This is a genomic window from Phycisphaerae bacterium (genome assembly GCA_017999985.1).
In the GTDB taxonomy this organism is placed as follows: Bacteria; Planctomycetota; Phycisphaerae; order UBA1845; family Fen-1342; genus JAGNKU01.
Genome location: JAGNKU010000001.1, coordinates 489253 through 515352, shown reverse-complemented (window position 1 = coordinate 515352; position 26100 = coordinate 489253). Strand labels below are relative to the sequence as shown.

Genomic DNA, 26100 nt, shown 5'->3' with positions numbered 1-26100 from the left:
GCAGCACCAGGAAGAGCAAGTAGGATAAGGCCATGCGAGCACACGCGGCCCGCGGGCACCTGCATTATTCCCCGTGCCACGTGCGTCGGCAACCCTGAACGCGGGGACACGTCCAATAACATCCGGGGTCGCAGGCAGCGCTCCCGGGTCAGCCCAGAGCTTCGACCACTTCCTCGCTGGGGGCGAAGCCGCGGCGCAGGGTGTTCTCGGTGACCGTGCGTGGTTCGCAGTACTGGATGAGATAGTCGGGGCCGCCGAACTTCGATCCGATGCCCGACAGCTTGAAGCCGCCGTAGGGCTGGAGATCGACCCGGGAGCCGGTGATCGGGCGGTTGATGTAGAGATTGCCGCATTCGCACTCGGCGCGGGCGCGTTCGAGGTTGGCGGGGCTGCGCGAGAAGACCCCGCCGGTGAGGGCGTAGTCGGAGTCGTTGAAGATGCGGATGGCGTCGTCGAAGTCGCGGGCCCGGAGCACGCACAGGACGGGGCCGAAGATCTCCTCGCGGGCAATGCGGGCGGTCGGGGGCACGTCGTCAAAGATGTGCGGGCCGACGTAGTAGCCACCGGTCTCCTGGACAAGCCGCTGCGTATCGACGGCCAGGACGCACGTGGCCTCCTGGCGGCCGATTTCGATGTACTTCAGGATCGCCTCGCGGGCGCGCGCGTCGATCACCGGCGGAATGGCGGTGGTCGGCTCCTCGGCCGGGCCGACGCCCTTGGACCGCGCAGCCTCGATCAGCCGCTCCATCAGGCGATCGTGCAGCGCGTCGAGCACGATCACGCGCGACGCCGCCGAGCACTTCTGACCGGCGTAGCTGAAGGCACTCGCGATGATGCCCTTGATCGCTTCGTCGAGGTCGGCGTTCGCGTCGACGATGACCGCATTCTTGCCGCCCATCTCGGCGATGACCCGCTTGAGGCCAGGGCGCGCCGTGGGCGCGGCGCTGGCGAGTTGGTTGATCCGGCAGCCGACTGCGCGCGAACCGGTGAAGGCAACGATCGCCACGCCGGGGTGGCGCACCAGGGCTTCGCCGACGGTCACGCCCGGGCCGGGCAGGTAGTTGACCACGCCGGCGGGCAGCCCGGCGGCGGTGCAGGCTTCCATGAACCTGGCAGCGACCGTGGCCGCGGCGCTGGCCGGTTTCATCACGACCGCGTTGCCGGTCACGACGGCGGCGGCGGTCATGTTGGCCAGCAGCGCCAGCGGGAAGTTCCACGGGCTGATCACGGCGACGACGCCGCGCGGGGCATAGAAGTACTCGTTGGTTTCGCCCTCGATGTCGCGGCGGCGCGGGTGCTCGGCGATACGCACCATCTCACGCGCGTAGTACGTGCAGTAGTCGATCGCCTCGGAGACGTCGGCGTCCGCTTCGCGCCAGGTCTTGCCGCACTCGATGGCCATGAGGGCCGCGAGTTCGAAACGCCGGGCTTCGAGCTGCTGTCCGATGCGCGTGACGTGCTCCGCGCGGTCAGCCGCCGGGACCAGCCGCCAGGCGCGCTGCGCGGCCGCCGCCGCCGTGACGGCGCGGTTGACCATTTCATCATTGGCCTGGGCGATGCGACCGACGACTTCCTTCGGGCGGGCGGGGTTGTGCGACTCGAACCACTGGCCGGTGGTGACGGGCTGGCCGCCGATCATCAGGGGGTACTCGCGGCCGAGCTCGGCGCGGACCTGGGCCAGGCCGGCCTGCATGCGCTGGCGGCTGGTTTCCGAGGTGAAGTCTGCATTGGGCGTATTTTCGAACGGGTCCATGATGGGTTCCTCGAATTCATAGCGAACAACAACCGGGCGCGACGGCGGCGGGGTGCGCCGGCCGATGGCCACGGGATCCTCGAGGAGCGCGTCCTCGTCGGCGTCGTCGCTGGCCGATTGGCGCAGAAAGGACTCATTGGCGGTGTTTTCCAGCAGTCGCCGGATCAGGTAGGCCATGCCCGCAAGCATGTTCCCGTAGGGGGTGTAGATGCGGCAGCGCTGGCCCAGGCCGACGCCAGCGGCCTTGATCGGGTCGCCCATGCCGTAAAGCATCTGGAGCTCGAACGCCCAGCCAGGGACCTCGAGGAGCTGACGCACGGCCATGGCGTGCGCGAGGCTGCGGATATTGTGACTGGCGAACGCGCAGCGCGTGTGTTGATAATTGGCCAGCAGTTTCTGCGTCATGCGCTCGTAGCAGGCGTCGGACTCCCACTTCTGCCACCAGACCGGGACCGGCCAGTGGCGCTGGGCCGCCCAGACGGTCTCGGAGTCCCAGTAGGCACCTTTGACCAGGCGCACCCAGAACGGCGTACCGCGCCGCCGGGCGAACTCGATCACGCGGTCGGCGTCCTTGTCCCCGTCGCGGAGATAGGCCTGGATGACGATTCCGAAGTGGGGGTAGTCGCGGAACTCGGGCTCGAGGAGAAGCTCTTCGTAGACGTCCAGCGTCAGGTCCTTGATCGCGTAATGCTCCATGTCGAGATGGAGATGGGCACCACCTTGCATGGCCTTGCGGAAGAGCGGTCGCAGCAGCTCTTTGGCGCGAGCCTTGGCGGCGTCGGGCGCGATGGGATCGAAGCCGGGGTACAGCGAGGTCAGCTTCACCGACACGTTGACGCGCGGGACGGGCTGGCCGTCAGCCTCGTCTACAAGCGGCACGGGCGACCAGGTGGCCGCGCGGCGCGGCAACTGATCGATCAGATCGAGATACGTCTGCTGGTAAGTCTCCGCCTCGGACGCGGACAACGCTGCCTCGCCCAGCACGTCGATCGTGAAGGCGAGCTTGCGGTCGCGCAGTTTGCGGATGGCCCGTTCGGCCTCGGTGATGTTGGAGCCGGCGATGAAGCTGCCGGCCATGAGTGCGGAACTTTTGCGCGCCACCAGCGCGAAGAGGCGCGCGGTGAGCGAGTCCAGCCGGCGGAAGTTCATGAGGCGTGAGACCCACTGCGTGAGGGCGTGGGTGGCCGGGACCGCTTCCAGTTCACGGAGGGCGGCGTCGGCATCGTCGCGCGGGCGGTGCTGCTCGTGGCCGTTGGAGCCATGGCGCACGTGTTCCGGGAGTACGAAGTACTCTTTGAGGTGCCGGGCGACATCGACATCGGTCTGCATCATGGGCAGGACGTCGATGAAGCGGAACGCCTGGACCTTGAACCACTCGTCCTGCATGCAGATCTGCAGCATCCGCTCCTGCCACCAGGCGAAGTGGTAGCAGCGCGGGTTGTTGCTGCGCATGCGGGCGAACATCTCGTGACCCAGCGTGCGGGTCAGCTCCTCGACGGTCTGAGCCTTCAACGTGGCGGGCATCAATCACCCTGACAAGTCCCGCACCGGGGCGCTGCGTGATCCACGCGCAGGGCAAGCATCGGTGTTACGCGCAGGGCGGGATTCTAACTGGCGCCGGCACGGGCGACAATCCGTGGCGACAGCCGGCTTGACGCGCCGCGCCGGGGGCTGTATCGGTGCGCCGGGAGCAGATCGGAAGGGCAGGCGATGGCATTCGAGATCACGATGGTGGATGTCTGGACGTGTGAGCTGGAGGACCGGCCCGGCGCGCTGGCGGAGAAGCTCGAAGCGCTGCAACGGGCAGGGGCGAACCTCGAATTCGCGATCGTGCGGCCGTCGGGGGACGTGCTGTCCAGCGCAGGGCTGATGTTCGTGGCCCCGGTGGTCGGGCCGCAGCAGACGCACGCGGCGCTGGATGCGGGGCTGGAGAAGAACGCCAGCCTGCACGCGCTGCGCATCGTCGGGCCGGATCGGCCCGGGCTGGTCGCCGGCATCGCGCGGACGCTCGCGGATGCGCGGATCAACATCACCGGGCTGTGGGCCGCCTCACTCGCCGAGGGCAGCGCGCTGTACATCCGGCTGGAATCGAACGCGGAAGCCCGGCGGGCGGCGCAGTTGCTGACGCCACGGCTGGCGTAGCACTGGCGGCCCCACGGCGCAGGTGCGCTACTCCACCTCGGCGCGGGACGGGCAGACCGGCGTGCGACGGGCGGGGGGGACAGGTGGCTGAGCGGTGTCCCGCACCGGGGTCTGGCGGGCCTTCTCGGGCGCGCGGCGACGCACCCGGTAGACATGGAAGGCGATGAACAGGCCCACCGCCGCGCAGACGACCAGTAGCGCCTGTGCGCTGGTCAGGTAGCGCCGCAGCGTGGGGATCATGTCGGCGAACCAGTACCCCAGGAAAACGAACAGCGGGATCGAGAGTGCTGCACCGGCGAAATCGGCAATGAAGAAACGCCAGTACGGGAAGCGGGTGGCCCCGGCGGTCATGCACATCACGGCGCGGATGCCGACGAAGAACCGGCCGAAGAAGCAGAACCAGGTGCCGTGCACGCGGAAACGCCGCGCGACGCGCGTGAAACGCTCGGGCGTGATCATCCAGCGCACCGAACGGTGGTTCACGACGTCCGGCCCCCATCGGCGGCCAAGCGAGTAGAGCACCAGGTCGCCGGTCATGATGCCGATCATCGCGACGATAAATGTGCCGTACCACGTGCCGATCCCAGGGTGCGTGTTGAGCAGGACGCCGGCGGCGATGAGCGGGATGTCTTCCGGGATCGGAATGCCGAGGCTGGCAATAACCAGGATGCCCAGAAGGGCCGGGTAGAAGGCCTGCTGCATCCAGCCTTCCACGCTGCTAAGCTCGCTGAAGGCGAGGACGAACGTCGACACAGAGAGCAACGATCGCATCTATTCCCTTCTGATCGGCCACGGAGCCCCGTCCGGTGGCGGAAACGTACGGCATTTGAACCGCACGCGGCTGTCACCGCAACGGGCCTCCTGCGACCAGCACCCGGGATCGTTTTCGGACGTCCCGTCAAGTCGCACCCGCCCGTTTCAGTCCTGCAAAAATCTTACCCCGGTCGGACTTGCCCGCCACCACGAAGGAACTAGAATTAAAGCGCTCGAGTGGCGAGCGGCACGTACAGGTTTCCCCCCCGGCCTGTCGGCCCCCCACTCGGGCTTTTTTTGTGGATTGATCAGGCGTGGGGAGGAACGCGGGCGGGGCGATGCCATCAGCCAACAAAACGGCCCGCCAAGCCCCCCCAGCTTGACGAGCCGTGTGCGTCAATCTAGATCACCTTGGCCATTGAATAGAATAAGTCACCGGGAGCGGTGCGTCTATTAGGGTTTCCCCTAACGCGCGGAGGATGCGCGCGGTGCGTCGCGGCCCGGAAGGACACACAAGTCTTTTTGGGTCTGGATGTTAGGACCATCCGGCCCGCCATGGAACAATTGCAGATTTTCGGGCGAATAGATCAATTGGCCGATTCTGTTCTGCGCGTGCCGATGGCCGCCGACGAATCTACAATGCCCGCCATGCCTGAGAACCGGACACTGGTCATCGGAACGGCAGGGCACATCGATCACGGCAAGAGTCGGCTTGTGCGGGCGCTGACCGGCACGGATCCCGATCGCCTGCCGGAGGAAAAGGCCCGGGGCATGACGATTGACCTCGGGTTCGCGCACAGCCGCATTGAGGACTGTGATCTCTCCTTCGTCGATGTGCCGGGGCACGAGCGCTTCATTCGGAACATGGTCGCGGGCGCGACGGGTGTGGACGTGGCGCTGCTTGTCGTGGCGGCGGACGACTCGGTGATGCCGCAGACGCGCGAGCACGCGGAAGTGCTGAGCCTGCTGGGCGTCGAGCGCTGCGTGCTCGTGCTGACGAAGATGGACCTCGTGGATGACGAGTGGGCGGACCAAGTGGAGGAAGAGGCGCGCGCGCTGCTCGCGACGCACGGGCTGGGGCCGCTGGCCTGCGTGCGGACGTCGGCCCAGACGGGGCGTGGCCTGGATGATGTACGGCGCGTGCTCGTGGATCTGGCGCGCGATCCGCAGCAGGCGCGGGCGCCGTATCGGTGGTTCCGCATGCCGATCGATCGCGCGTTCGTGGTTGCCGGGCGCGGCACGGTCGCGACGGGCTCGGTCGCACATGGCGCGGTGCGGCGGGATGACGAGCTGGAGTTGTGGCCCGCGGGGAAGCGCGTGCGAGCACGCGACATTCAGATTCACAATGACGAGCGCGAGGCCGCCAGCGGGCGCCTGCGGCTGGGCGTAAACCTGGCGGGCATCGCGGTGGAAGAGGTGCGCCGCGGCCAGGAGTTGGCGACGCCCGGCTATCTGCGGCCGACGACGTGTCTTGAAGCATGGTTGACGACACTGCGCATGCCGGGCAAGACACGGCGGCAGACGCTGCGGCTGCGGCTGCACGTTGCGACAAGCGACGTGCTGGCGGAGCTGCGCCTGGCGGAGAAGCCCGCCGCCGACGTGTGCCGCGGCGTGGCGGCGCAGCTCAAGACCGCCGAGCCGATCGTCGCGACGTGGGGCCAGCATTTCATCCTGCGCGACGAGAGCGCGACGCGCACCTTGGGTGGCGGGCGCGTGCTGCGGCCGACGGTGCGGCGCTGGACGGCGCGGCATCCGCCGCAGGCCGAGGCATGGCCGATCCTGTGCGCGGGAGGCCCGAGAGAGCGGCTGGAGGAGGTCATTCGGGCGGCGGGTTGGCAGGGGCTCGGCGAGGCGCGGCTGGCCGCGGAGGCGGGCGTAGCCGACGCCGAGGAGGTGGCGCGGATGTGCCGGAGCCTGCTCGACAAGGGCGTGCTGCGCCAGCTCGAGACGGCTTCGCAGCGTCTGCTCGTGCATGCGTCGCATCTGACAACGCTCGGGGCGGACTTGGAGCGGCGCTTGAAGGCGTTTCTGGAGGCGAACCCGAGGGTGCCGGGCGTGCCGCGCAGCGAGTGGACGGGGTGGATGCCGCGCGTCTGTCCGGAGCGTTTTCGGGCGGCGCTGGCCGAGTGGTTCGTGACACAGGGCGTGGTTGCGCTCGCCGGTGATCGCATCGTGCCGCGCGGTCACAAGGACGCGCTGTCGCCGGCGGATCAGACGCTGCTCGACGAGATGCTGGCGGAGTTCGAGGCGGGGGCGTTTCAGCCGCCGGAGCTGGCGACGTTGCGTTGCCGGACGCCGCGGAACGAGAAGCGGCTGCGTGAGCTGATCGATCTGGCGCTGGCGCGGGGGCAATTGGTGCGGATCGCGGACGGCCTCTGGCTGCATGCGCGGCGCTGGGAGGAATTGGTGACGCGCGTGGCGCAGGTGCTGCGTGGCGGGAAGCCGATCACGGTGGCGGAGATTCGGACGCTGCTGAACTCGTCGCGCAAGTTCGTGGTGCCGATCGTGGAGCGACTGGATGCGGCGGGCGTCACGCGGCGGCAGGGCGATGTGCGTGTGCTGGGGCCGAAGGCGCCGCCGGCGTAGTGCAGGAGGGGAAAGTCGATCCGAGCCGCGAGCGGCAGCGAGCGAACCACCGGCATGCCCCGGCGGAACGAATCGCGCGCCGCGTCAGCCAAAGCGGTCGACGTCCGCGCTGCGGCGTAGCGCGGGGCGACAGGGCAGGGGACGGTGGGTAACGTCAGCTCGTGCGTGATGGTTCGCAGGCCGAATAGGCGCGGTAGGGCGAATGGGTTATACTTTCCGGGCTATCGCGCCGGCGGGGCTGGCAGTTGCAGCCCGGGGCGTGGCAAGGCCGGAGAGGTGCCGGAGTGGCCGATCGGGCCGGTTTCGAAAACCGGTGTGCGGGCAACCGTACCGGGGGTTCGAATCCCCCCCTCTCCGTTCTTTCATCTCTGATCTCCGTAATGCCGGCGGCAACTCACGCCGCCGGCGGGGTTTGCGACCGACGCTGACCGTCGGTCCGTGACTGCCCTGCATCCTCCTCCCCCACAGTTCCCCCAACATTCCCGGTTGCGGTCGGTTGCGGCGCGACCTCGCCCTGCGGCGTGCCCGTCGTAAAGCGGCGCATATCCAGCGTCAGATCAGCCACGACCTTCTTCAGCCGGGTGTTCTCCTGCTCCAACTGCTTGAGCCGCTTGGCCTGGTCCAGCCGCAGGCCGCCAAACTCCTTCCGCCAGCGGTAGTAGGTCTGCTCCGTGATGCCCCAATGCTTGCTTATTTGGGCGATCGACTGGCCCCTGGCCAGCTCGACTTCTGCCTGCCGTAGCTTGGCCACGATCTGCTCTGCCGTGTGCCTGCCCGTCCGCATACCCGACCTCCTTGCCGAGTCCCGGTGAACCGGTGCACCAAGCACCGTCATCCTAACATTCCACCTGGACTCATTTCAGGGGGGCAGTTCACTCGAAGCTCCTTCCGCCTCATCGACTACCCCCTGAGCAATATCGGTGCTATCGAGGGATTCGGGCCAGTCGCGTGCGTCATCCAGCTCCCCGGCGCTGGTTGCCACCGGGCGTACTACGTACGGCTGCAGTAAGCCCTATTCAGACCCTAATGTTGATCGAAATACCGCCGGAGCTCGCTTTCGTGGCGCCAGCCCCGGTCTGGTTCAATCCGGCCTCAGCAGCGGGCGGCGTCTTCGTAGGGGCCTTCGGGGAGTTCGCCGACCGAGATGAGGGCGAGGCGGGCGGCCTTTTGTTCCGCCTCCTTCTTGTTCGGGCCCCAGGCGCTCGGGAATTGCCGGCCGGCGATCGTCACCGCGATCTCGAAGCACTTGGAATGGTCCGGCCCCTTCTCGTCCAGCAGCTCGTACGTGGGTGTCGCGCTCAATTGGCGCTGGGCCCACTGCTGCAGATGCGACTTGAAGTTGAACTGGTGCTGCGAGTCGATCACTTCCCGCAGCTCAGCGTCCATGTGGCGCAGAATGAACGTCCGAGCCGGCTCCAGGCCGCCGTCCAGGTAGATCGCCGCGATCACCGCCTCCAGCGTGCCGGCCGCCAGCGAGCTTGGCAGTTGGTCGCCGTTGTCCATTCCCTGGCCCAGCACGAGCCCCTCGGTCAGGTGCAGATCGCGGGCCACGCGGGCACACGTCCGGCGGGAAACGACGGCGGACTTGATCTTGGTCATATCGCCTTCGAGGGCTTCCGGGAGCTGCTCATAGAGGGCCTGGCAGACGACGAGGCCCAGGACGGCGTCGCCCAGGAACTCCATGCGCTCGTTGCTGTCGCGGCGATGGTTCGCGGAGGAGGCGTGGTGCAGAGCGAGACGCAGGAGGTTGGGGTCGACGAAGCGGTAGCCCATACGTTCCTGGCAGGCTTCGAGAACACGTTGAGATGGCATCAGCAGGTTCCTCGGCACAAGCCGAGGACGCAAGGCGCCCCGCGGTGGGGCGCGTTGCGTCATCGGCCGGTGGTCGGTGCGACGAACTGCCGTGCCCGCCCCGTCGGCGGGCACGTGGACTTCACGCACAGTATAGCAGGTATCGGCGGGATTGGGGAGCGCTACCGCGCACGGTGATTCGGGGCGCAGTTATGGGATGGTCGGCGGGCCGGGAACCGGTCGCCGGCGGGGTTGCCCCGGGTGCTCCGGGCCGCTATCCTTACGGGTCTGTATCCGTGGAGACCCCCGATGTCGATCGATCGTTCGCTGCGCACGAAGAGCTCGCTGGAACGCCACCGGAATGTGCTGACCCGGGCCGAGCGGGTGGCCCGGCTCAAGGATGAAGAAAAGTGGCTTGAGGAGCAGAGCGTGCTCGGCCTGCCCAAGATTGCCCACCGGAAGGCCAAGACCACCAAGAAAAAGGCCAAGGTGGAGGGTGCCGAGGGTGCGGCCGAAGAGGCACCGAAGCCGACGTAGCCGGGCGTGGGTGGCAGGGTCGGGGCGCGGCCGGCTGGTCTCCGCGGCCACGTCGCACCGGCTGCGGTCGCGGAACGCGCGGGCAACCAGCGATCGATGACCGGAAGTTCCGCTTGGGCCGGACGGCGCGAACCGGCCAGACGCGACCGGCGTATTCGTAAGTACTGGTGAGTACCACTGGTGCGCTCCCGGCACCACGTTGACATGGCGCCGCTCGTGCTTACATTCACACATCTCGTGCTGCGCTTGGGTGGTGGCGGATTCTGAGCCGCAGTCTTAACCTCTGCGGCGACGGTGAGATATGAGGCACGATCATCTGTCGGTCAAGTCGGAAACCTGGCGCGCGACAGTCAAGCTCATTGCAACGCTCCTGGGCGGCGTGCTCGTGCTCGCCTCCTTCGTGGCGGGCTGGATGTTCAGTTCGCCGGGTGGTGGACAGAGCGCCAAATTCTACAGCAACGCGCTGGCCCTGGTCGGTGCCCTGCTTTTGGCCATCCCGCTCTGGTGGCACGCACTGAAGGCGCTCCTGACCGGCCACCTGCACATGGACGAGCTGGTCGCCTTGGCAATCCTGGCCGCCATGGCCAAAGAGGAGTACCAGACTGCGGGCGTCGTCGCCTTCTTCCTGCTTCTGAGCATGCTCATCGAGACGCGCACCGCGCTGGGGGCGCGGGCAGCGATCGAGGGCCTGGTGCGCTTGACGCCGACCAAGGCCCGCCGGCTGCTGGCGGATGGCCGTCAGGAAGAGGTCGAAGCCCATAACCTGCGGCCCGGCGACACCGTCGTGGTGCTTCCGGGCGACAACGTTCCCGCGGATGGTCAGATCGTCGAGGGGCACTCCACGATCAATGAAGCGAACATCACCGGCGAGTCGCTGCCCGCGGAAAAAGTGTCCGGCGATGAGGTTTACGGCGGCACGAACAACGTGACCGGCGCACTGAAGATCAAGGTGACCAAGGTTGGGCACGACACGACGCTGGGCCGCGTGCAGGACCTGATTCTCGAGGCGGAGCGGACGAAGATCCCGCTGATGCGGTTGATCGACCAGTATGCCTCGTGGTACACGCCGGTCACGCTGATGATCGCCGGTGTCGTCTGGTTCTTCACGCAGGACATGAACAAGACGATCGCCCTGCTGGTCATTGCCTGTCCGTGTGCGCTGATTCTTGCCACGCCGACGGCGATCGTGGCGGCGCTGTCCGCCGCCGCCCGGCTCGGCGTGTACATCAAGGACGTCAGCAACCTTGAGTGGGCCCGCAAGCTCACGGCGGTCGTGTTTGACAAGACCGGCACGCTGACGACGGGCGAGCTCGCGGTCACCCGCCTCATGCCGGCGCCGGGCGTGGACGCGGCGGAACTGCTGCGGACCGCGGCGTCGGTGGAGCGGCTCAGCCGGCACCCGGTGGCTCGGGCGATCGTCGCAGTGGCCGAAAAGGCGCGTGTGCCGCTCGATGAAGCGACCGGGTTCGAGGAAGTGTCGGGCAAGGGTGTCAAGGCCCAGCTCGGGGGGCAGACGGTGCAGGTTGGCCGCCGGACCTGGATTCAGCAGGCGGGCGTGGATCTGACGCCGCTGCAGGATGAGAAATACGCGGAGCCGGAGGGCCTGAGCACGCTGTACGTGGTGCGTGGCCATCGTTGCCTGGGCTGGGTCGGGCTGGAGGATCGCACGCGGCCGGAGGCGAAGCTGGCGATGGACGAGCTGCGGCAACTGGGTATTCGTGACCTGATCATGGTGACGGGTGACCGGTGGTCGGTGGCGCGGCGGGTGGCCGGGGAGATGGGCTGCTCGGACGTGCAGGCCGAGGTCTTGCCGCAGGACAAGCTGGCGCTGGTGGACGCGCTGAAGCGCAAGGGGCACACGGTGGCGGTGGTGGGCGACGGCGTGAACGACGCGCCGGCCCTGGCCGCGGGCAACCTGGGCGTGGCGATGGGCGCGGCCGGCAGTGACGTGGCGATGAACAGCGCCAGCGTGGCGCTGATGAGCAACGATCTGCGGCGGCTACCGTTCATGGTGAGCCTGTCGCGGGCGACGACGAAGGTCGTCTGGCAGAACCTGATCTTCGGCGTGACGTTCATCATCGCGGTCGAGGTCTTGATCGTGTTCGGGAGTGTGCACCCGATGCTGGCGGCGTTCCTGCACACGTTCTCGTCGGCGATTGTGGTGTTCAACAGCGCTCGCATGGTGCGCTTCGGCGAGCACATCGAGTCGCACCGGCCGGCGGCGCGGGTCGCGCCGGAGTCGGCCGCGCCTGGCAAGGTCGCTCTGCAACCGGTCTGATGACGAACCGCTTTCCACCAGCACTGACATCCGACGGCGTGGTTCTGGCGGCGACAGGTGTGGCCGGGGCCCGCCGAACCGCGGCATGGCGCGAATTTCCGGACCGTGCGTCAGCCGACTTCGCGGGTTTCAAACAGGGTGACGCCCAGGCCCAGTACGCCGAGCGAGTAGAGCGCGGCGTAGGCGGCGACTTGGGCTACCTGGGTCGCGGGGATGATCTGCTGCTGCGTCAGCGCGTCGCCGGCCCAGAAGAACTGGAAGTTCGGGACGATGGCGTAGAGGACCGTGTAGACCCACGCCGTGCCGGCCATGGCGGGCTGGCCGAGGAAGTGGTCGGACAACAGGCCCAGGACGTAGACCACGGCACAGAAGAAGAGGGTCATCACCTGGCTGAAGCGTGTGGCCAGCGTGACGGCAAAGGCCGTCAGGATCAGCACGCCGCAGAAGGTCAGCGCAATCGCGTAGACCATCTGCATGTCGCCGAAATCGGTACCGGGGGATTGCGGCTCCCATTTCTTCGAGATGAACAGGACGGCGACGAGTGCGACGGTGCCGAGCGACACGACCCACGCGGTGAGGGCTGCCGGGAAGTGCCAGCCGTAGACGTAATTGCCGAACGTGGCGGCGACCAGGCTGATGAAGATCGCCAGACCGGAGAACAACAGCACGGGCATGTCGAACGGGTCGGAGGCCATAGCCATCGTGCCGTGCCGGACGGTCATCAGGAACACCAGGCAGAGGAAGTAGTAGCCGACCAGCACGGCCGCGCATACGCCGAGATACTTGCCAAGCAGGAAGAGCGGGCGGGGGACCGGCTTGGAGACGACGGTCAGCACCGTGTGCGATTCGATTTCCCGCGTGATGACGCTGGTGGCGCTGAAGACGCTGGCCAGCAGCCCGTACAGCAACAGCGTGGCCAGGCCCACGTCCTTGACGATCTTGATGTCGCCCTCATTGTTTTCGAGCGAGAAGCCGGCCAGGCTCGGGTTCAGCATGAGCAGCCCGGCGGCGACCCACATCAGCACGCCGTAGATCGGCTGGCGGATCGTCTCGATGAACGTATTCTGGGCGATGGCGAGGAGCTTGGCCAAGTTGAGCACCGGTTCGCAACGACTGGCGGCCGGACCGCTTACCTGCGGCCCGCGCGTCCGCCATTATGCCCGGCTTTGCGCCGCCGAACAAGGAACGTTACGCCCGGCGCGCGGGCCGGTTCGCTGGTCTTTCACAGAGGTGCGTCGTGACCGAGACCCTGCATACCCGTAGCCGCCGGGCCAGTCTGGGCGGCCTCGTCATCCAGCTTGTCGCCACGGGCGGCGTGCTGGCGCTGGCGCTGACGACTCACTCCGTGGCCACGTACCAGGTGGCGTGGTACCTGCTCGGTGGCGTGCCGCTCTGGTTCGTCGCGCTGCTGGTTTTTCGGCAGCGGGAGCTGGCGGCGCTCGAAGCCCTCGATCTCGAGGAGCTGCGCCGCGAGCGTCAGGCCACGGGCGGCGGCGAGGCCCTGTTTGGCGCGGAAGGCGCAGCCGGGCTGGGGTTCCGCGTGGCGGAGGCGCGCCTGCAGTGGATGCAGCGCTGGCTGGTACCGGTCTTCGGGCTGGTGTCGGCCCTGTACCTGGCAGTGATGGGGATCCTGATCTGGCGGAAGCTGGCAGTGGGGCGGGTCGTGGGCGGGGTCCGGGCGCCCGGGCTGACCATCGGCGGCGAGGGCTGGCCGACGGTCGTCAACATCCCGATCGCGCTGGTCATTCTCGCGGTGGTGATGCTGGGCGTATTTCTGTTCTCGCGCTATGCCTCCGGCATGGGGCGGGTCCGTGAGTGGCAGCTCCTGCGCGGCTGCGGTTCGTACATGCTGGGCAACGCCCTGGTAACGATGGCGCTGCTGGTGTGCCTGGGCGTGCAGCTGTACGCGGGCGTCGCCGCCTGGGAGCACGTGCTGGCGTACGTGATTCCGAGCCTGATGGTGGTGTTGGCGTTCGAGACGCTCATCAACTTCGTGCTCGATATCTATCGTCCGCGGGCGCCGGGCGTGGAGCCGCGGGCGTGCTTCGACAGCCGGCTGCTGGGGCTGTTCGCGGAGCCGGGCGGGATCGCGTCGTCCATCGCGGACGCCATCAACTACCAGTTCGGTTTCCAGGTTTCGCAGACCTGGTTCTACCAGCTTCTGCAGCGGACCTTCGTGCCGATGGCGCTGGTGGGGGCGGTGGCGCTATGGCTGCTGACGTGCATCGTGATCGTGCAGCCCTACGAGCACGTGATCATCGAGCGCTGGGGGCGGCAACTGAATGCTGAGGCGCCCTATCAGCCGGGCCTGCATTTCAAGTTGCCGTGGCCGATCGATCGGACGCGAGCGTACAACACCGGGCAACTGCACCAGATCAACGTCGGCTTTCAGTTGCTCGCGGGGGAGCCGGATTACACCGACGCGATGACCGTCCAGCTCTGGACCGACGAGAAGCACCTCGGCCAGACGCATTTCGATTTCCTGACCTGTCCGCCGCCGCGGTCGCTGCTGGACGGCGAGGTGCCCGCGACGCAGCCGGTCGCGGAAACGCCGACCGGCGCTAAGGATTCGCCGGTCAACCTGGTGCGCATGGATGTGGCCGTGCAATACCGGATCCAGGCCGAGCGGCTGGCCGAGTTCACGCAACGGATGGTGAACCCGGACCAGACCCTGCGCGACATGGCCTGGGAGGAGGTGAGCAGCTTTGCGGCGGGCACGACGGTGGACGGCTTGCTGGGCCGCGAGCTCAGCGAGATCGGCAGGATCCTGCGTGAGCGGATCGACCGGCGGGTGCGCGAGCTGGGTCTCGCGGTCGTCTACGTCGGGGTGACGAATGTGCATCCAGAGAAGGCCGTTGCGGAAGCGTATCGCGGCGTGGTGACGGCCCAGCAGCAGAGCGTGGCGGACGTGCGCACGGCGCTCGTGACGGAAAACGAGCGCCTGTCGAAAGTGGCCGGCGACGCGCAGCGGGCCCGCCGGCTGTCCAACGCGGTCGAGCGGAACCGCCAGGCAAGCGAGACCGTCAACGAAGCCGAACAGAAGCTGGGTCGGGGGGACCCGGCCGTGGTGGCGCACTACGTCGAGCGGCTGAAAGCGCAGGCCGGGCTGTTCGAGGCGCACATTGCCGCCGTGGCGCAGCACGCGCAGGCCCTCGAGCGGCAGCGCGAGATTGAGCAGGATTTCGAGCTGGGGCTGGGGCGCACGCTGGAAGAACGGCGCGCGGCGGCCGTGGCGGTAACGCAGGCGGCACGGGACGAGCAGGCGGCGGCCGCGGCGCTGGAGGCGGCGGTCGCGCCGGTGCGCAGCGAAGCGGCGACCCGGCTGTCGCCCGAGCTGGCGGCGGCCCTGCTGCGGGCGACCGAGGCGCGCCTGGCGCGGGACTACTGGGAAGAGCAGCTGGCGCAGGACTTCACGCTGGCACGTCTGGAAGGCGAGGCGGCCGTGGCGCTGGCCAAGGCGCTGGCCGCGCGCTGGACGAAGGAGATGACGGCCGCGCGGGACGTCATCGAGCTGCAGAACGAGCGCACCGCGTACTACACGGCCCCGAGCGTCTACAAGACCCGGCGGCTGGCGGAGGTGCTCGTAAACGGGCTGAAGGATGCCCGGAAGTATTTCCTGGCGTTCGACCCCGGCGGTCGGACCGTGCGCGTGCGTTTTATCTCAGAAGATCAGCCGCAGTTGCAGCCGCAGGACATCGCTCCGGACCGCAAGCGCTAGATTCGAGGTACGAACGGCTCCCGCCGCGGGTGCGGCGGAGCGCCGCGAGGAGCCATCATGAGCAAGCAATCACTGTTCAACCTGTTCATCGCCCTCCTGGTGGTGGGCATCCTCGTGTTCTTCGCCTGCACGTATCAGGTGAATTTCAGTGAGGTGGCGGTGAAGGTTCGGCTGGGGAAAGCGGATGAGAACAGCATCATCCGCGAGCCCGGCCTGAAGTTCCGCTGGCCGCTGATCGACTCGATCGAGACCTACGACATCCGGCTGCGCACGCTGGACACGCCGGAGACGGAGATCAAGACGGTCGACGGCAAGAACCTGATCGTCGGGTCCTACGCCGTGTGGACGATTGCGGACCCGTTGAAGTTTTACACGCGGGTCCGGACGGTCAAGGAGGCGGAGAACCGCATGCGCCCGCGGCTGGCCCAGTCGCAGGCCGCGGTCATCGGACAAAGCACGCTGGCCGACTTCGTGAACCTGGACCAGCAGCAGAAGGAAGCGAGCTACACGCGGCTGCTCCAGCAGATGCTGGACGGGGCCCGGGCGGAATTGCTGGCCGATTACGGCATTGATGTGACCCAGATCGGCTTCCAGCGTATCTCGCTGCCCAAGGAGGCGACGCAGCAGGTCTTCGAGAGCATGCGACAGGAGCGCAACAAGCTTGCCGCCCGCTACCGCCAGGAAGGCAAGTCGCGCGCCGAAGGCATCAAGGCCCGCGCCGAGGCCAGCGCCATGCAGATCCTCGCGTTTGCCGACCGGCGGGCGAAGGAGATCGAGTCGGCCGGCATCCAGGCCAGCACGCGTATCCTGGCCATGATCGCGCCCGAGGACCGCGAGTTCTTCGAGTGGCTGCGCTGGCTGGACGCGCTCAAGCAATCGCTGGCGCAGAAAACCACGTTCTTCCTGGATGAACGCTCGCCGCTATTTGAGCCGTTCGTGCGGCCGCCGGTGGCGGCGACCAGCCAGCCGACGGACGGGAGGCCGGGGCAATGAGCAGCGATCCGACCCACGCGCATGTACACGGCCCCGAGCCGACCGGTCTGCCCGCGCCGCGCCCCAGTGATCCCGCGCAGGAGTCGCTGGTCCGCGCGCTGCGCGCCAGCTTCAACATCCTGCGCGTGCTGATGGTCGTCCTGGTGGTGCTGTACATCCTGTCGGGCCTGTTTCGCGTGCAGCCGGGCGAGCAGGGCCTCGTGGCGCGGTTCGGTGAGCTGCGGCTCACCGACAGCGAACGCGGCCGCACCCCGATCTTCGCCCAGGGCTGGCACCTCGCGCTGCCCGATCCGTTCGACCGCAAGTACGTCATCACCGGGCAGGTCCTGGAAGAGACGATTACGACGTTCCTGTTCAGCCATGAAGAGGCGGCCACGACGAAGGACCTCGCAGCAATCGTCCGCCTGTCCGGCGAGCTGAACCCCGGCACGGACGGGGCCATGCTGACCGGCGACCGCAACCTCTCGCACGGGCGCTGGGAGGTGCAATATCGCATCGATGACGCCGCGCTCTTCGTGCAGCACGTCGGCGAGCGGCCCGCGGACTTCACCCCCCTGCTGAAGCGCCTGACCGAGACCGCGGTGATCCGCGAGGTCGCGGGGCGCACGATCGAGCAGGTCACGCGCACCGCCCTCGATGACGTCCGCCAGAGCGTGCAGCGCCGGCTGCAGCAGTCGCTGGACAACCTGAACACCGGCGTGCAGGTCGTGCAAGTGGTCGCCAACACGATCGAGCCCGGTGCTGTACGCGAGGCGTTCGTGGACGTCGTGCGGGCCGAGAACGAGCGGCTGAGCCTCCAGGAACGTGCCGAGGAGGAGGCCACCCAGGTCCTCAACCAGGCCGCCGGCGACAAGTACCCGGAATTGCTGGAGAAGATTACGCGCTACGGCGACGCGCAGTTGGCCGGGGCAAGTGACACGGAGCTGCAGGTGCAGTTGGCGGAGATCAACGCCGTGCTGGATGCGGCCCGCCGGAATGGTGCCGGGCAGGTGGCCGTCAAGTTGAGCGAGGCCGTGGCCCGGGCCGACCGGGTCAACGAGAGCTTGCGCAGCGAGTTCAAGGAGTTTACCGACTACCTTGCCCAGCGGGCGGTGCAGCCGCGTATCACGCTGCTGGATCGCTGGGCGCAGATGCGGGCCGACCTGCTGGGGCGCCCCGAGAACGAGATCATCTTCGTTCCGGAGACGCGCGAACTCGAAATCCACGTGAAGAGCGACGTGCAGCGGCAGCTCGAACTCCAGGAGCAGCGCGCTCTGAAGCGGCAGTGACGCGGGCCCGCGCGGCCCACCACCCGTGTGAGGAACACCGTGAGTACGCCACCCGTCATCAAGGCCATCGGCCTGACCAAGGTCTTCAAGGACTTCTGGCGCCGGGCGCGCGTCCGCGCGGTCAGCGACTTCGACCTGGAGATCTACCCCGGCGAGGTCTTCGGCCTGCTCGGCCCCAACGGCTCCGGCAAGAGCACGACCATCAAGATGCTGCTCGGCCTGCTCTATCCCACGCGCGGCCGCATCACCGTTTTCGGCCGCCCGCCGGATGACGTGCGCACCAAGACCCGCATCGGCTACCTGCCCGAGGAGTCGTACCTCTACCGTTTCCTGAACGCGCGCGAGACGCTCGACTATTACGGCACGCTTTTCCGGCTCGACCGCCGCGACCGCCGCCGCCGCACGGAGGAATTGCTCGAAATGGTCGGGCTGCGCTCGGCGGCCCGCCGGCCGGTGGGCGAGTACTCGAAAGGCATGGCCCGGCGGATCGGGCTGGCGCAGGCGCTGATCAACGATCCCGACCTGCTGATCCTGGACGAGCCGACCAGCGGTCTCGACCCGATCGGCTCGAAGCTGGTGAAGGACATCATTCTGCGGTTGGGCCGCGTGTACCAGAAGACGATTCTGCTCTCGAGCCACCTGCTCGCGGACGTGGAGGAAGTCTGCGACCGCGTGACGATCCTGTACGGTGGGCGGGCCCAGGAGACCGGGCGGCTGGAGGACATTCTCAGCCGCCGGGACATGCTGCAGATGACGTGTGAACGGCTCGATCAGGACACGCTGGCGGAGCTGACGCGGCTGGTCGAGCAGCGGGCGGGCAAGAAGCTGGAGATCTCGACGCCGCGCGACCGGCTGGAAGCGCTCTTCCTGCGCATCGTGGAGCGGGCGCGCGAGCAGCACATGGAGACCGCGGGCAGCGCGCCGGCGGGCGAGATTGCGGGTTTCCTCGGGGCCGAGCAGGAAGGCAAGGCGGTCATCGAGTCGCTGCTGCGAACGGAGCCCGTGCCGGCGCCGGCCGCGCCCGCGCCGCGGGCGCGCGAGCCGGAACCGGCCGGGGTGGATACCGGCGTGCTCGGCGACCTGGTTGCGGGACCGCGCGCGGCGCCACCGCCGCCGGCCGCCGGGGAGCCGACGCCCGCCGCGCCGCCGGCGCTGGACGACGTGGATCGCGGGCTGCTCGACGAGCTGGCCGGCGGGGATGAGCAACGGCAGGAGCGGACATGAGGCGCGTCCTGGCGATCGCCCGGCTGACGTTTGCCGAAGGTGTTCGCATGCGCATCGTGCTCGTGTTCCTGGTCGTGCTGGTGTTTTTGGTGCTGCGCATGCCGTTCGCGCTGCGCGGCGACGACACGCTGACGGGGCGGCTGCAGAATTTCCTGGCCTACTCGCTGGGGGCGTTGAGCGCGCTGTTGAGCCTGGCGACGGTGTTCTTTTCCTGTGCGACGCTCACCAACGAGATCAAGGAACGCTCGCTGCACCTGGTGGTCACCAAGCCGGTCGCGCGGTTTCAGATCCTGGTCGGCAAGTGGCTGGGCGTGAACCTGCTCAACGTGCTGATCGTGGTGCTGGCCGGCGGGGCGATCTACGGCTTCGCGCGGTTCATCGCGGCGCGGCCGGAGCAGTTCGAGCGCGACCGGCTCCAGGTCCGCGACGTGGTCTGGACCGCGCGGGTCGCGTCCAAGCCGGTCGTGCCGCTGGCCGAGATCGACGAGCAGGTTACCAAGGAGATTCAGGAGCGCCTGCGTTCGGGCGGCCTGGACAAGAGCGGCGAAGCGGCCGCGCGGCATGCGCGCATCACCGAGCTCCTCAGCCAGTGGCGGACCATCGAGCCGGGGGGCTACCGCTTCTACCAGTTCAAGAACCTCACGGCGCCGGAACGCGAGGACACCGTGCTCCAGATCCGCTACAAGGCGCGGGGCCTGCCGCTGCCGCCGGGCGAAAACGTGCGGATCGGGTGGGTGATCCACGACCCGGTGACCGGGGTGCCGCTGGCGCAGCGGGAGACCGATGAACACTCCAGCGATCTGCACCAGTTCCTGGTCCGCGCCGGGCCGGTCGTGCGCAACGGCGAGCTGGTGCTCCAGGTCGTCAACCCGTATCCGCCGCAGGTCAACACCTCGGTCTACTTCGAGGGCGAGGATTCGCTGCAGGTGCTGTACAAGGTCGGCAGCTTCGAGGTCAATTTCAGCAAAGCCCTCGGCATGATCATGTGCCAGTTGCTGCTGCTGAGCGCGGTCGGCCTGTTCTTCGGCGTGTTCGTGTCGTTCCCGGTGGCGTGCCTGTGCACGAGCGCGTTCTACGTGATCTGCCTGTTGCTCCCGTTCGTGATGGAGTCGATCGGGGCCAACATGGAGGTCATTATGCCGGGCACGGACCCGTACGGCGCCTGGGGACCATCCGTGCGTGCGTTTCTGGTGCCGTTCCTGCGGGCGGCGTTCCCGGATTTTGTGCGCTACAACGGAGCGCAGTACCTGGTGGACGGTGAGTATATCTCGCTGGGCGTGCTGGGCGCATGCAGCGCGCATACAGTTCTGTATGGCGGGCTGCTGTTGCTGCTGCCCGGCTGGCTGATCTTCCAGCGCCGCGAGGTCGCGGAGGTCACGGTGTAAGGCCCCGGTGGCGGCGGCCGCAGGGTGCGTGTGCATGTTTCGACCCCGGACAATTCAGCTCATCGCGCTCGTCTGCGGGGCCGGCCTCGTGGCGCTCGCGTCCACGCGCATCGCGACGATCAACCGCGGGCGCACGCAGCTCAACATCATGGGGTCGGAATCGCCGGTGGCGAACACGCCGCCCGCGTACGTGTTCTACATCCAGGCGTTCGGGGCGTTTCGCGGCCTGATCGCCGACGTCGCGTTCATCCGGGCGGACGCGCTCAAGGAGCAGGGCCGCTACTACGACGCGATGCAGCTTCATGAGTGGATTTGCGCGCTGCAGCCGCACTTCCCGTCCGTCTGGGAGAACGCCGCCTGGAACCTGGCCTGGAACATCTCCGTCACCACCTTCACGCCGCAGGAGCGCTGGAACTGGGTGTATAACGGCGTGAAGCTGCTGCGGGATCATGGCATTCCGCTGAACCCGCGCGCGGTGAACCTGTACAAGCAGCTCGCCTGGACGTTCAACAACAAGATGAGCGAGCCCACGGACGACCACCACTATGCGTACAAGTGCAACTGGGCGTGGCGGATGCACCTGGTGCTCGGCCCGGCCCCGGACCCCCTGGAAGGGCTCAATACCAGCGCGCTGGCGGACGAGATTAAGGCCGACACGGAGCTGGACCGGCTCGCGCAGGCCGGCCGGCTGACGTTCGAGCAGAACGAGGCGCGGCGCCGCGAAGCGCTGGCCGCCCGCGGGCAGGAATTCAAGCCCCGGGAGCAGCCGGCCATCGCGCCGGGGGAGGTGGCGCCGCCGCCCCAGCACTCGGAATTCGAGATCGCCCAGCGCGCCGCGGAAGCCCAGTTGGCGCCGCTGGTGTCCGCCCCGGACACGCTGGCGGAGCTGGTGCGGCGGCAGCCGGAAACGGCCGCGATGATCGCCGCCCTGCGCCAGCGCGGCCTGAATCTCAGTGACGACCCCCTGAGCGAGGACCAGTACTGGCGGAGCGAGGGGCTCGCGTTTGCGTTCTTCAAGCCGTATCGCGACCTGGTGGACCCCAGTGCGACGCTGGCCCGCGTCGCGCGGCGCCCGGTCGGCAGTTATGAGCAGCGCGCACGCGAGGAGGACCTGGACCGGATCCTCGGCGTCCAGGCGCGCAACCCCGCCGGTGAGGCCCTCGTGCAGTTCCTGCAGCGCAAGGTGCTCCGCGAAGTCTACAAGATGGAGCCACGCGACATGCTCGAGCTGGTCCGGGAGTTCGGGCCGATGGACTGGCGGACCGTGGACAGCCAGGGGCTGTACTGGGCGACGCGCGGCCTGATCGCCGGCGGGGAGACGATCAGCCGCTACGGCAACGACAAGACCAACACGGCGCGGATCATCTTCTTCTGCCTGCGCAACCTGTTTGTGCGCGGGCGGCTGGTGTTCGAGCCGAACCCCGACGACGTCAACCGCTCGTATCTCAGTTACGGCCGCGACCTGAACATGATCGAGTCGATGCACCAGGCCTTCGTGAGATACGGGCCGCTGTTCGATCCGGATGATACGACCGGCGCCGGGGCCGGCGAGACCTACCGCAGCGGGCACATCAACTTCCTGACGGAGGCGATCCGGCTGCTCTACATGTCGGGCCGCGACGCGGATGCGAACCACTACTTCAGATATCTGCGCACGGTCTACGCCCTGACGCCCAGCGGCGAGCCGAACCCCGCGGTGGCGAAGTCGCTGCACGATTTCGTGATGGACAGTTTCCTGGACGCCACCGAGGCGGCGGGGCTGCGGGACATCCTGCTGGTGCTGGATGCGTGGTTCACCAGCGCCTACAACGAACTGGCCGACGGGGATGTCACCGGCTATATCCGGCTGATGAACACGGCGCGCGAGTATCACGAGCACTACATGCGCGAGAAGCGCACCGATCCGGGCTGGGCCGGCAAGCGGATCCCGGAGTTCGTCGATCTGCAGATCGACGCGTTCGGGCGCTGGTTCGACCGGCCGGCGGTGATGCCGGGCGACACGCTGCGGCTGTCGTCCGCCGCGACGTTGCAGAAGATCCGGCTCTGGCAGCAGGCGCCGTTGTACCTGCGGCAGGCCGTCTACGATCCGTTGCTCCCGCAGCTGAAGGAGGAGTGTGCTCTCTGGGAGTTCGACGTGGCGCGGGCGTTTCCGGAGCCGAAGGGCATGGAGGAGTATCGCCAGCAGCACCCGGAGCGTTTCAAGGAAGCCAAGGATCCGGATGTCCAGAATCTCCCCCGTCCCCCCGGCTGAACCACGCAGCATCCGTTTTGTGGTGCAGACCTGCGGGCTCGAATCGGCCCCGGCGGCCGCGCCAACGCAGCTTCATCGACCGAACTGCCAAAGCTGGACCCGGCGCGCGGCCCGTCCGAGCCGCGCGCGGCAGCGAGTGACCCGCGCATCGTCGCCATGCCGTTGACATCGGCGCCGCGTGTCATTGGCTCGGCAGCGCGACAAACCGGGTGGCAACATCGCCGCGAACACCGACAGCCGCCGATTCTGATGTAGATAATCGTTGACTGTCCCGATTTATTTTCAGTACTCGCGAGCTCTCGCGGACCTGATCTTCACGCCCCAGGCAGCGATGCCCGCAACAAACCACAAGATCGCACAGACAATGAGCCCCTTCTGTGCCATCCAATAGTAGGGATCATCGAACCGTGACGGCAGACCCAGCTCCACTTGCGCGGCCCCGCACTCCTTAAGCCATTGGGGCCTATCCGCAAACAACTTCACCTCGCCTGCAGGAGCAATCACAAAGAAACGCCGTGTCGTCCGACCAACGATAAGCCCATTCTCAAGGACGCGATATTCAGTGACCGCGTCAATCAAGCCGCCATGCGTGCGGCTTGACAACGAGAATAGTCCTTCGCCGGCAGGGCTAGAATAAAGGCCCACGTCGGCGTTCAGCGGGACATAAAGATCTGAGTAGCACAGCCCAATCTGTATTATCGCCAGGATGACGACGCCCAACCAAAAGACATACGTGAACATCAGGCGGATCCAGTGCCAGGTTGTTACCTAACACACCGTGTTACAAACCGCTCCGTTCGTTTGCCGGATGTGTCCTAGATCTATGGGGCAAGGGTCCTGTCTGAAGGAACTCCACGTTGGAAGCAGCAAAGGCTCCGGACCGCCTTTCCGTACCCGTACTGCACCCCTGTTCAGTAGCGGATCTCGAAGCGGGTCTCGTCGCCGCGCGGCGGGAGCGCGCTGCGCTGCGCTTGCGCGATGAAGCCGGAATACTCCGTTGCCACCGCGTTGAGCAGCGCCTCCACATCCCGCGCGGCCCCCTCGGCCTCCAGCTCCACCGTGCCGTCCGGCTGGTTCCGCACGTAGCCGACCACTGCGGCCTCGCGCGACAGCTCCGCCGTCGTGGCCCGAAAACACACCCCCTGCACGCGGCCGGAATACACGACCCGGCAGCGTACGGTTTCGCCGCTCGTCTTTGTCGTCATGGTCCTGGCCATCCTAGCTGGCGCGACTCGTACGGTCACCGCGGGCCGACGCTACACGCCTTTCTTGCCCTTCTTCAGAAGCACCTTCCGATTACCGCTCGTGAGCTGCAACTGGCCCGGCTGCACACTCGTCGTGTACGCCCGTTGCCCGCCGGCGTCCGGCCGCAGCCGCAACTTGAAACCGTTGAAATCGTACGTGCCCTTGTCCTCGGTCGTCACGCCCTCGATGGTCGTTGTCGCCGCATACGTCCCGTTGGCTCGAAAGCTGGCACGGTCGATGCTGAACGTCTGTCGATTGGGGATCGCCTCGACCAGGTACCAGTCGCCGACTACGGCGCCCTGGCAGCCGGTCAGCAGCAGCAACGCACCGAGGACGGCCGGCCACGCCATGCCGTGGTGCCCGACGGACACGCGCATCCGCGACATCTCCACGACCTCCACTCGCTCCCGTTTTGCACCCAGACCTGCGCGCCCGGCGGTCCATAAACCAGCCATGCGCCGCTACACACATTATACAGCAGATTTCGCAGCGCCGGCCACCATTTCCAATGTGCGCGCGATACGGGCCAGTGTCCGGTCCCGCCCCAGCACCGCCAGCGTATCGAAAATCTGCGGGCTCACCGTCGTCCCGGTCACCGCCACCCGCAGCGGCTGCGCGACCTTGCCAAGCCCGAGCCCATGCTCCTCGGCATAGCCGCGGATGAGAGCGTCCAGCCGGGCCGGTGACCAGTCGTCCAGCGCCGCCAGCCGCGTCTGCATTTCCTTCAGGACCTTTACGCCAGCCGACTCGCCCTTCAGTAGGTGTTTCTTGAGCGCATCCTCGTCGTAGCGCACCGCCGCGTCCGGCACGAATAGCGCCCCGCACTTGTATTCGATGTCGGGGAACGTGCGGAAGCCCTGGCAGAGCTCGATCAGGTGCGTGAGCTGCGCGTCGTCGAGGCCGGCCAACGGCCCCGGCTCATTCACGCTCAGAAAATCGCGAAACGCCGCCAGCTTGCGCGCCATGGGCGCCGCCTCCAGCGCCGTCGTATTGAAGTTCAACAGCTTGTCGCGATCGAAGCGCGCATTCGTCTTGCCGACGCGCTCGACGCCAAACGCCGCGCACAGCTCCGCCAGCGTGAACTTTTCCTGGTCGGTGCCCGGCGACCAGCCCAACAGCGCGATAAAGTTCACCAGCACCTCGGGCAAATACCCGCTCCGGCGGAAATCGTGGATCTCGATTTCCGGCAGATGCACGTGCAGCGCGCGGGCCAGCCGCTGCAGAGCCTCGCCCGGCAATTGCGTCTCGCCCTGCCGCCAGGCCTGCACCAGCGCGGCGTCGTCCACGCCGGCCAGCGTCATCAGGCGCGCATCATCGAGCTGCGCCGTTTTCGCCGCGTCGCGCACCACCTTGTCCTTCTCGCGCTTGCTCATCTTCGTGCCGCTCATGTTGAAGATGATCGGCAGGTGGGCGAACGCGGGCGGCGTGTAGCCGAAGGCTTCGTACAGTGCGATCTGGCCGGGCGTGTTCATCAGGTGCTCCTGGCCGCGGAGCACGTGCGTGATCTGCATCGACGCGTCGTCGACGACGACGGCGTAATTGTACGTGGGCCAGCCGTCGCTCTTGACGATGACGAAATCGCTCAGCTCGGCCGCGCCGATCGCGACGTCGCCGAGGATTTGGTCCGGCACGACGAAGTCGCGCTCGGGCATCTTGAACCGCACGACCACCTCCCGGCCGGCGCCACGGGCTGCTTGTGCCTCGGACTCGGAGGGGAAGCGCGCCGGTCGCGGATAGCGAAAGCCCTTTTCGCCGCGCTGCTGAGCGGCCTTGCGCATGGCGTCGAGCTCCTCGCGCGTCTCCATGGCGTAGTAGGCCTGGCCGGCGTCGAGCAGGCGGCGGGCGTGCTCGTCGTACAGGTGGCGGCGCTGCGACTGGTAGTACGGCCCGTGCGGTCCGCCGACCTCCGGTCCCTCGTCCCAGTGCAGCCCGAGCCAGCGCAGGTCTTCGAGCAGCTTCTGGTCGGCCGCCTCGATGTTGCGGGTCTGGTCGGTGTCTTCGATGCGCAGCACGAATTTCCCGCCGAGCCGTTTGGCCAACAGGTAGTTGAACAGTGCCGTCCGCGCGCCGCCGATGTGGAGGTATCCGGTCGGCGAGGGCGCGAAGCGGGTACGCACGGTCTGGCTCATGATTACCTCGTCTGCGGCGGCCATGGGTCACGGGGGCGGGCCGCCGC

The 26100-nt window shown here is 67.4% G+C and carries 18 protein-coding genes, 1 tRNA gene and 1 pseudogene; 11 read left to right on the top strand and 9 right to left on the bottom strand.

Annotated elements, in window-relative coordinates; all coding sequences use genetic code 11:
* Positions 1-148 precede the first annotated feature (148 nt).
* Positions 149-3277, bottom strand: a complete 3129-nt coding sequence (locus KA383_02015; GenBank protein ID MBP7744876.1) for a proline dehydrogenase family protein — start codon at positions 3275-3277, stop codon at positions 149-151.
* Positions 3278-3463: 186 nt separating this feature from the next.
* On the opposite strand from KA383_02015, the gene KA383_02010 reads away from it, so the two are divergent.
* Entirely contained in the window at positions 3464-3895 is a 432-nt protein-coding gene (locus KA383_02010; protein ID MBP7744875.1) for an ACT domain-containing protein, read from the top strand.
* Between the two features lie 27 nt (positions 3896-3922).
* Here the strand turns inward: KA383_02010 and KA383_02005 are convergent, their stop codons facing one another.
* Entirely contained in the window at positions 3923-4666 is a 744-nt protein-coding gene (locus KA383_02005; protein ID MBP7744874.1) for a DedA family protein, read from the bottom strand.
* Positions 4667-5296: 630 nt separating this feature from the next.
* Between KA383_02005 and selB the strand changes: the two genes are divergently transcribed.
* Complete coding sequence (gene selB / locus KA383_02000; GenBank protein ID MBP7744873.1) at positions 5297-7234, top strand: selenocysteine-specific translation elongation factor; 1938 nt, start codon at positions 5297-5299, stop codon at positions 7232-7234.
* Positions 7235-7504: 270 nt separating this feature from the next.
* Positions 7505-7591: transfer RNA gene (locus tag KA383_01995), tRNA-Ser, on the top strand.
* A gap of 37 nt (positions 7592-7628) precedes the next feature.
* Here the strand turns inward: KA383_01995 and KA383_01990 are convergent.
* Together KA383_01990 and rnc are read right to left on the bottom strand one after the other, a co-directional pair.
* Positions 7629-8018, bottom strand: coding sequence for a transposase (locus tag KA383_01990; GenBank protein ID MBP7744872.1), 390 nt, complete (start codon positions 8016-8018; stop codon positions 7629-7631).
* 308 nt (positions 8019-8326) lie between these two features.
* On the bottom strand, positions 8327-9046 hold the full coding sequence (rnc, locus tag KA383_01985) for a ribonuclease III (protein ID MBP7744871.1): 720 nt from the start codon (positions 9044-9046) through the stop codon (positions 8327-8329).
* A 288-nt stretch (positions 9047-9334) separates the two neighbouring features.
* Here rnc and KA383_01980 point away from each other — a divergent pair, with 288 nt between their 5' ends.
* Both KA383_01980 and cadA read left to right on the top strand, forming a co-directional pair.
* Positions 9335-9562, top strand: coding sequence for a small basic protein (locus KA383_01980; protein MBP7744870.1), 228 nt, complete (start codon positions 9335-9337; stop codon positions 9560-9562).
* 301 nt (positions 9563-9863) lie between these two features.
* On the top strand, positions 9864-11840 hold the full coding sequence (cadA, locus tag KA383_01975) for a cadmium-translocating P-type ATPase (GenBank protein MBP7744869.1): 1977 nt from the start codon (positions 9864-9866) through the stop codon (positions 11838-11840).
* A gap of 110 nt (positions 11841-11950) precedes the next feature.
* On the opposite strand, the gene KA383_01970 is transcribed toward cadA, so the two are convergent.
* Positions 11951-12931, bottom strand: a complete 981-nt coding sequence (locus KA383_01970; GenBank protein ID MBP7744868.1) for a hypothetical protein — start codon at positions 12929-12931, stop codon at positions 11951-11953.
* Positions 12932-13077: 146 nt separating this feature from the next.
* Here KA383_01970 and KA383_01965 point away from each other — a divergent pair, with 146 nt between their 5' ends.
* From KA383_01965 to KA383_01940, 6 genes and pseudogenes are all read left to right on the top strand, one after another.
* Positions 13078-15558, top strand: coding sequence for a hypothetical protein (locus tag KA383_01965; GenBank protein ID MBP7744867.1), 2481 nt, complete (start codon positions 13078-13080; stop codon positions 15556-15558).
* 57 nt (positions 15559-15615) lie between these two features.
* Positions 15616-16551 (top strand): protease modulator HflC, encoded by a 936-nt coding sequence (locus tag KA383_01960; GenBank protein ID MBP7744866.1) that lies wholly within the window; start codon positions 15616-15618, stop codon positions 16549-16551.
* Complete coding sequence (locus tag KA383_01955; protein ID MBP7744865.1) at positions 16548-17819, top strand: hypothetical protein; 1272 nt, start codon at positions 16548-16550, stop codon at positions 17817-17819. The genes KA383_01960 and KA383_01955 overlap by 4 nt, the downstream gene beginning before the upstream one ends.
* A gap of 39 nt (positions 17820-17858) precedes the next feature.
* A pseudogene (locus tag KA383_01950) lies at positions 17859-18716 on the top strand (ABC transporter ATP-binding protein).
* Positions 18717-19039: 323 nt separating this feature from the next.
* On the top strand, positions 19040-20428 hold the full coding sequence (locus KA383_01945; protein ID MBP7744864.1) for a hypothetical protein: 1389 nt from the start codon (positions 19040-19042) through the stop codon (positions 20426-20428).
* Between the two features lie 34 nt (positions 20429-20462).
* Positions 20463-22679 carry a hypothetical protein gene (locus KA383_01940; protein ID MBP7744863.1) on the top strand — a complete coding sequence of 739 codons (2217 nt, stop codon included), beginning with the start codon at positions 20463-20465 and terminating at the stop codon, positions 22677-22679.
* A 282-nt stretch (positions 22680-22961) separates the two neighbouring features.
* Here the strand turns inward: KA383_01940 and KA383_01935 are convergent, their stop codons facing one another.
* From KA383_01935 to KA383_01920, 4 genes are all read right to left on the bottom strand, one after another.
* Positions 22962-23420 (bottom strand): hypothetical protein, encoded by a 459-nt coding sequence (locus KA383_01935; GenBank protein ID MBP7744862.1) that lies wholly within the window; start codon positions 23418-23420, stop codon positions 22962-22964.
* Between the two features lie 170 nt (positions 23421-23590).
* A complete protein-coding gene (locus KA383_01930; GenBank protein ID MBP7744861.1) occupies positions 23591-23884 on the bottom strand; it encodes an acylphosphatase in 294 nt (97 codons plus the stop codon).
* Positions 23885-23935: 51 nt separating this feature from the next.
* Positions 23936-24310 carry a hypothetical protein gene (locus KA383_01925; GenBank protein ID MBP7744860.1) on the bottom strand — a complete coding sequence of 125 codons (375 nt, stop codon included), beginning with the start codon at positions 24308-24310 and terminating at the stop codon, positions 23936-23938.
* Between the two features lie 84 nt (positions 24311-24394).
* Positions 24395-26053 carry a glutamate--tRNA ligase gene (locus tag KA383_01920; GenBank protein MBP7744859.1) on the bottom strand — a complete coding sequence of 553 codons (1659 nt, stop codon included), beginning with the start codon at positions 26051-26053 and terminating at the stop codon, positions 24395-24397.
* Positions 26054-26100 lie beyond the last annotated feature (47 nt).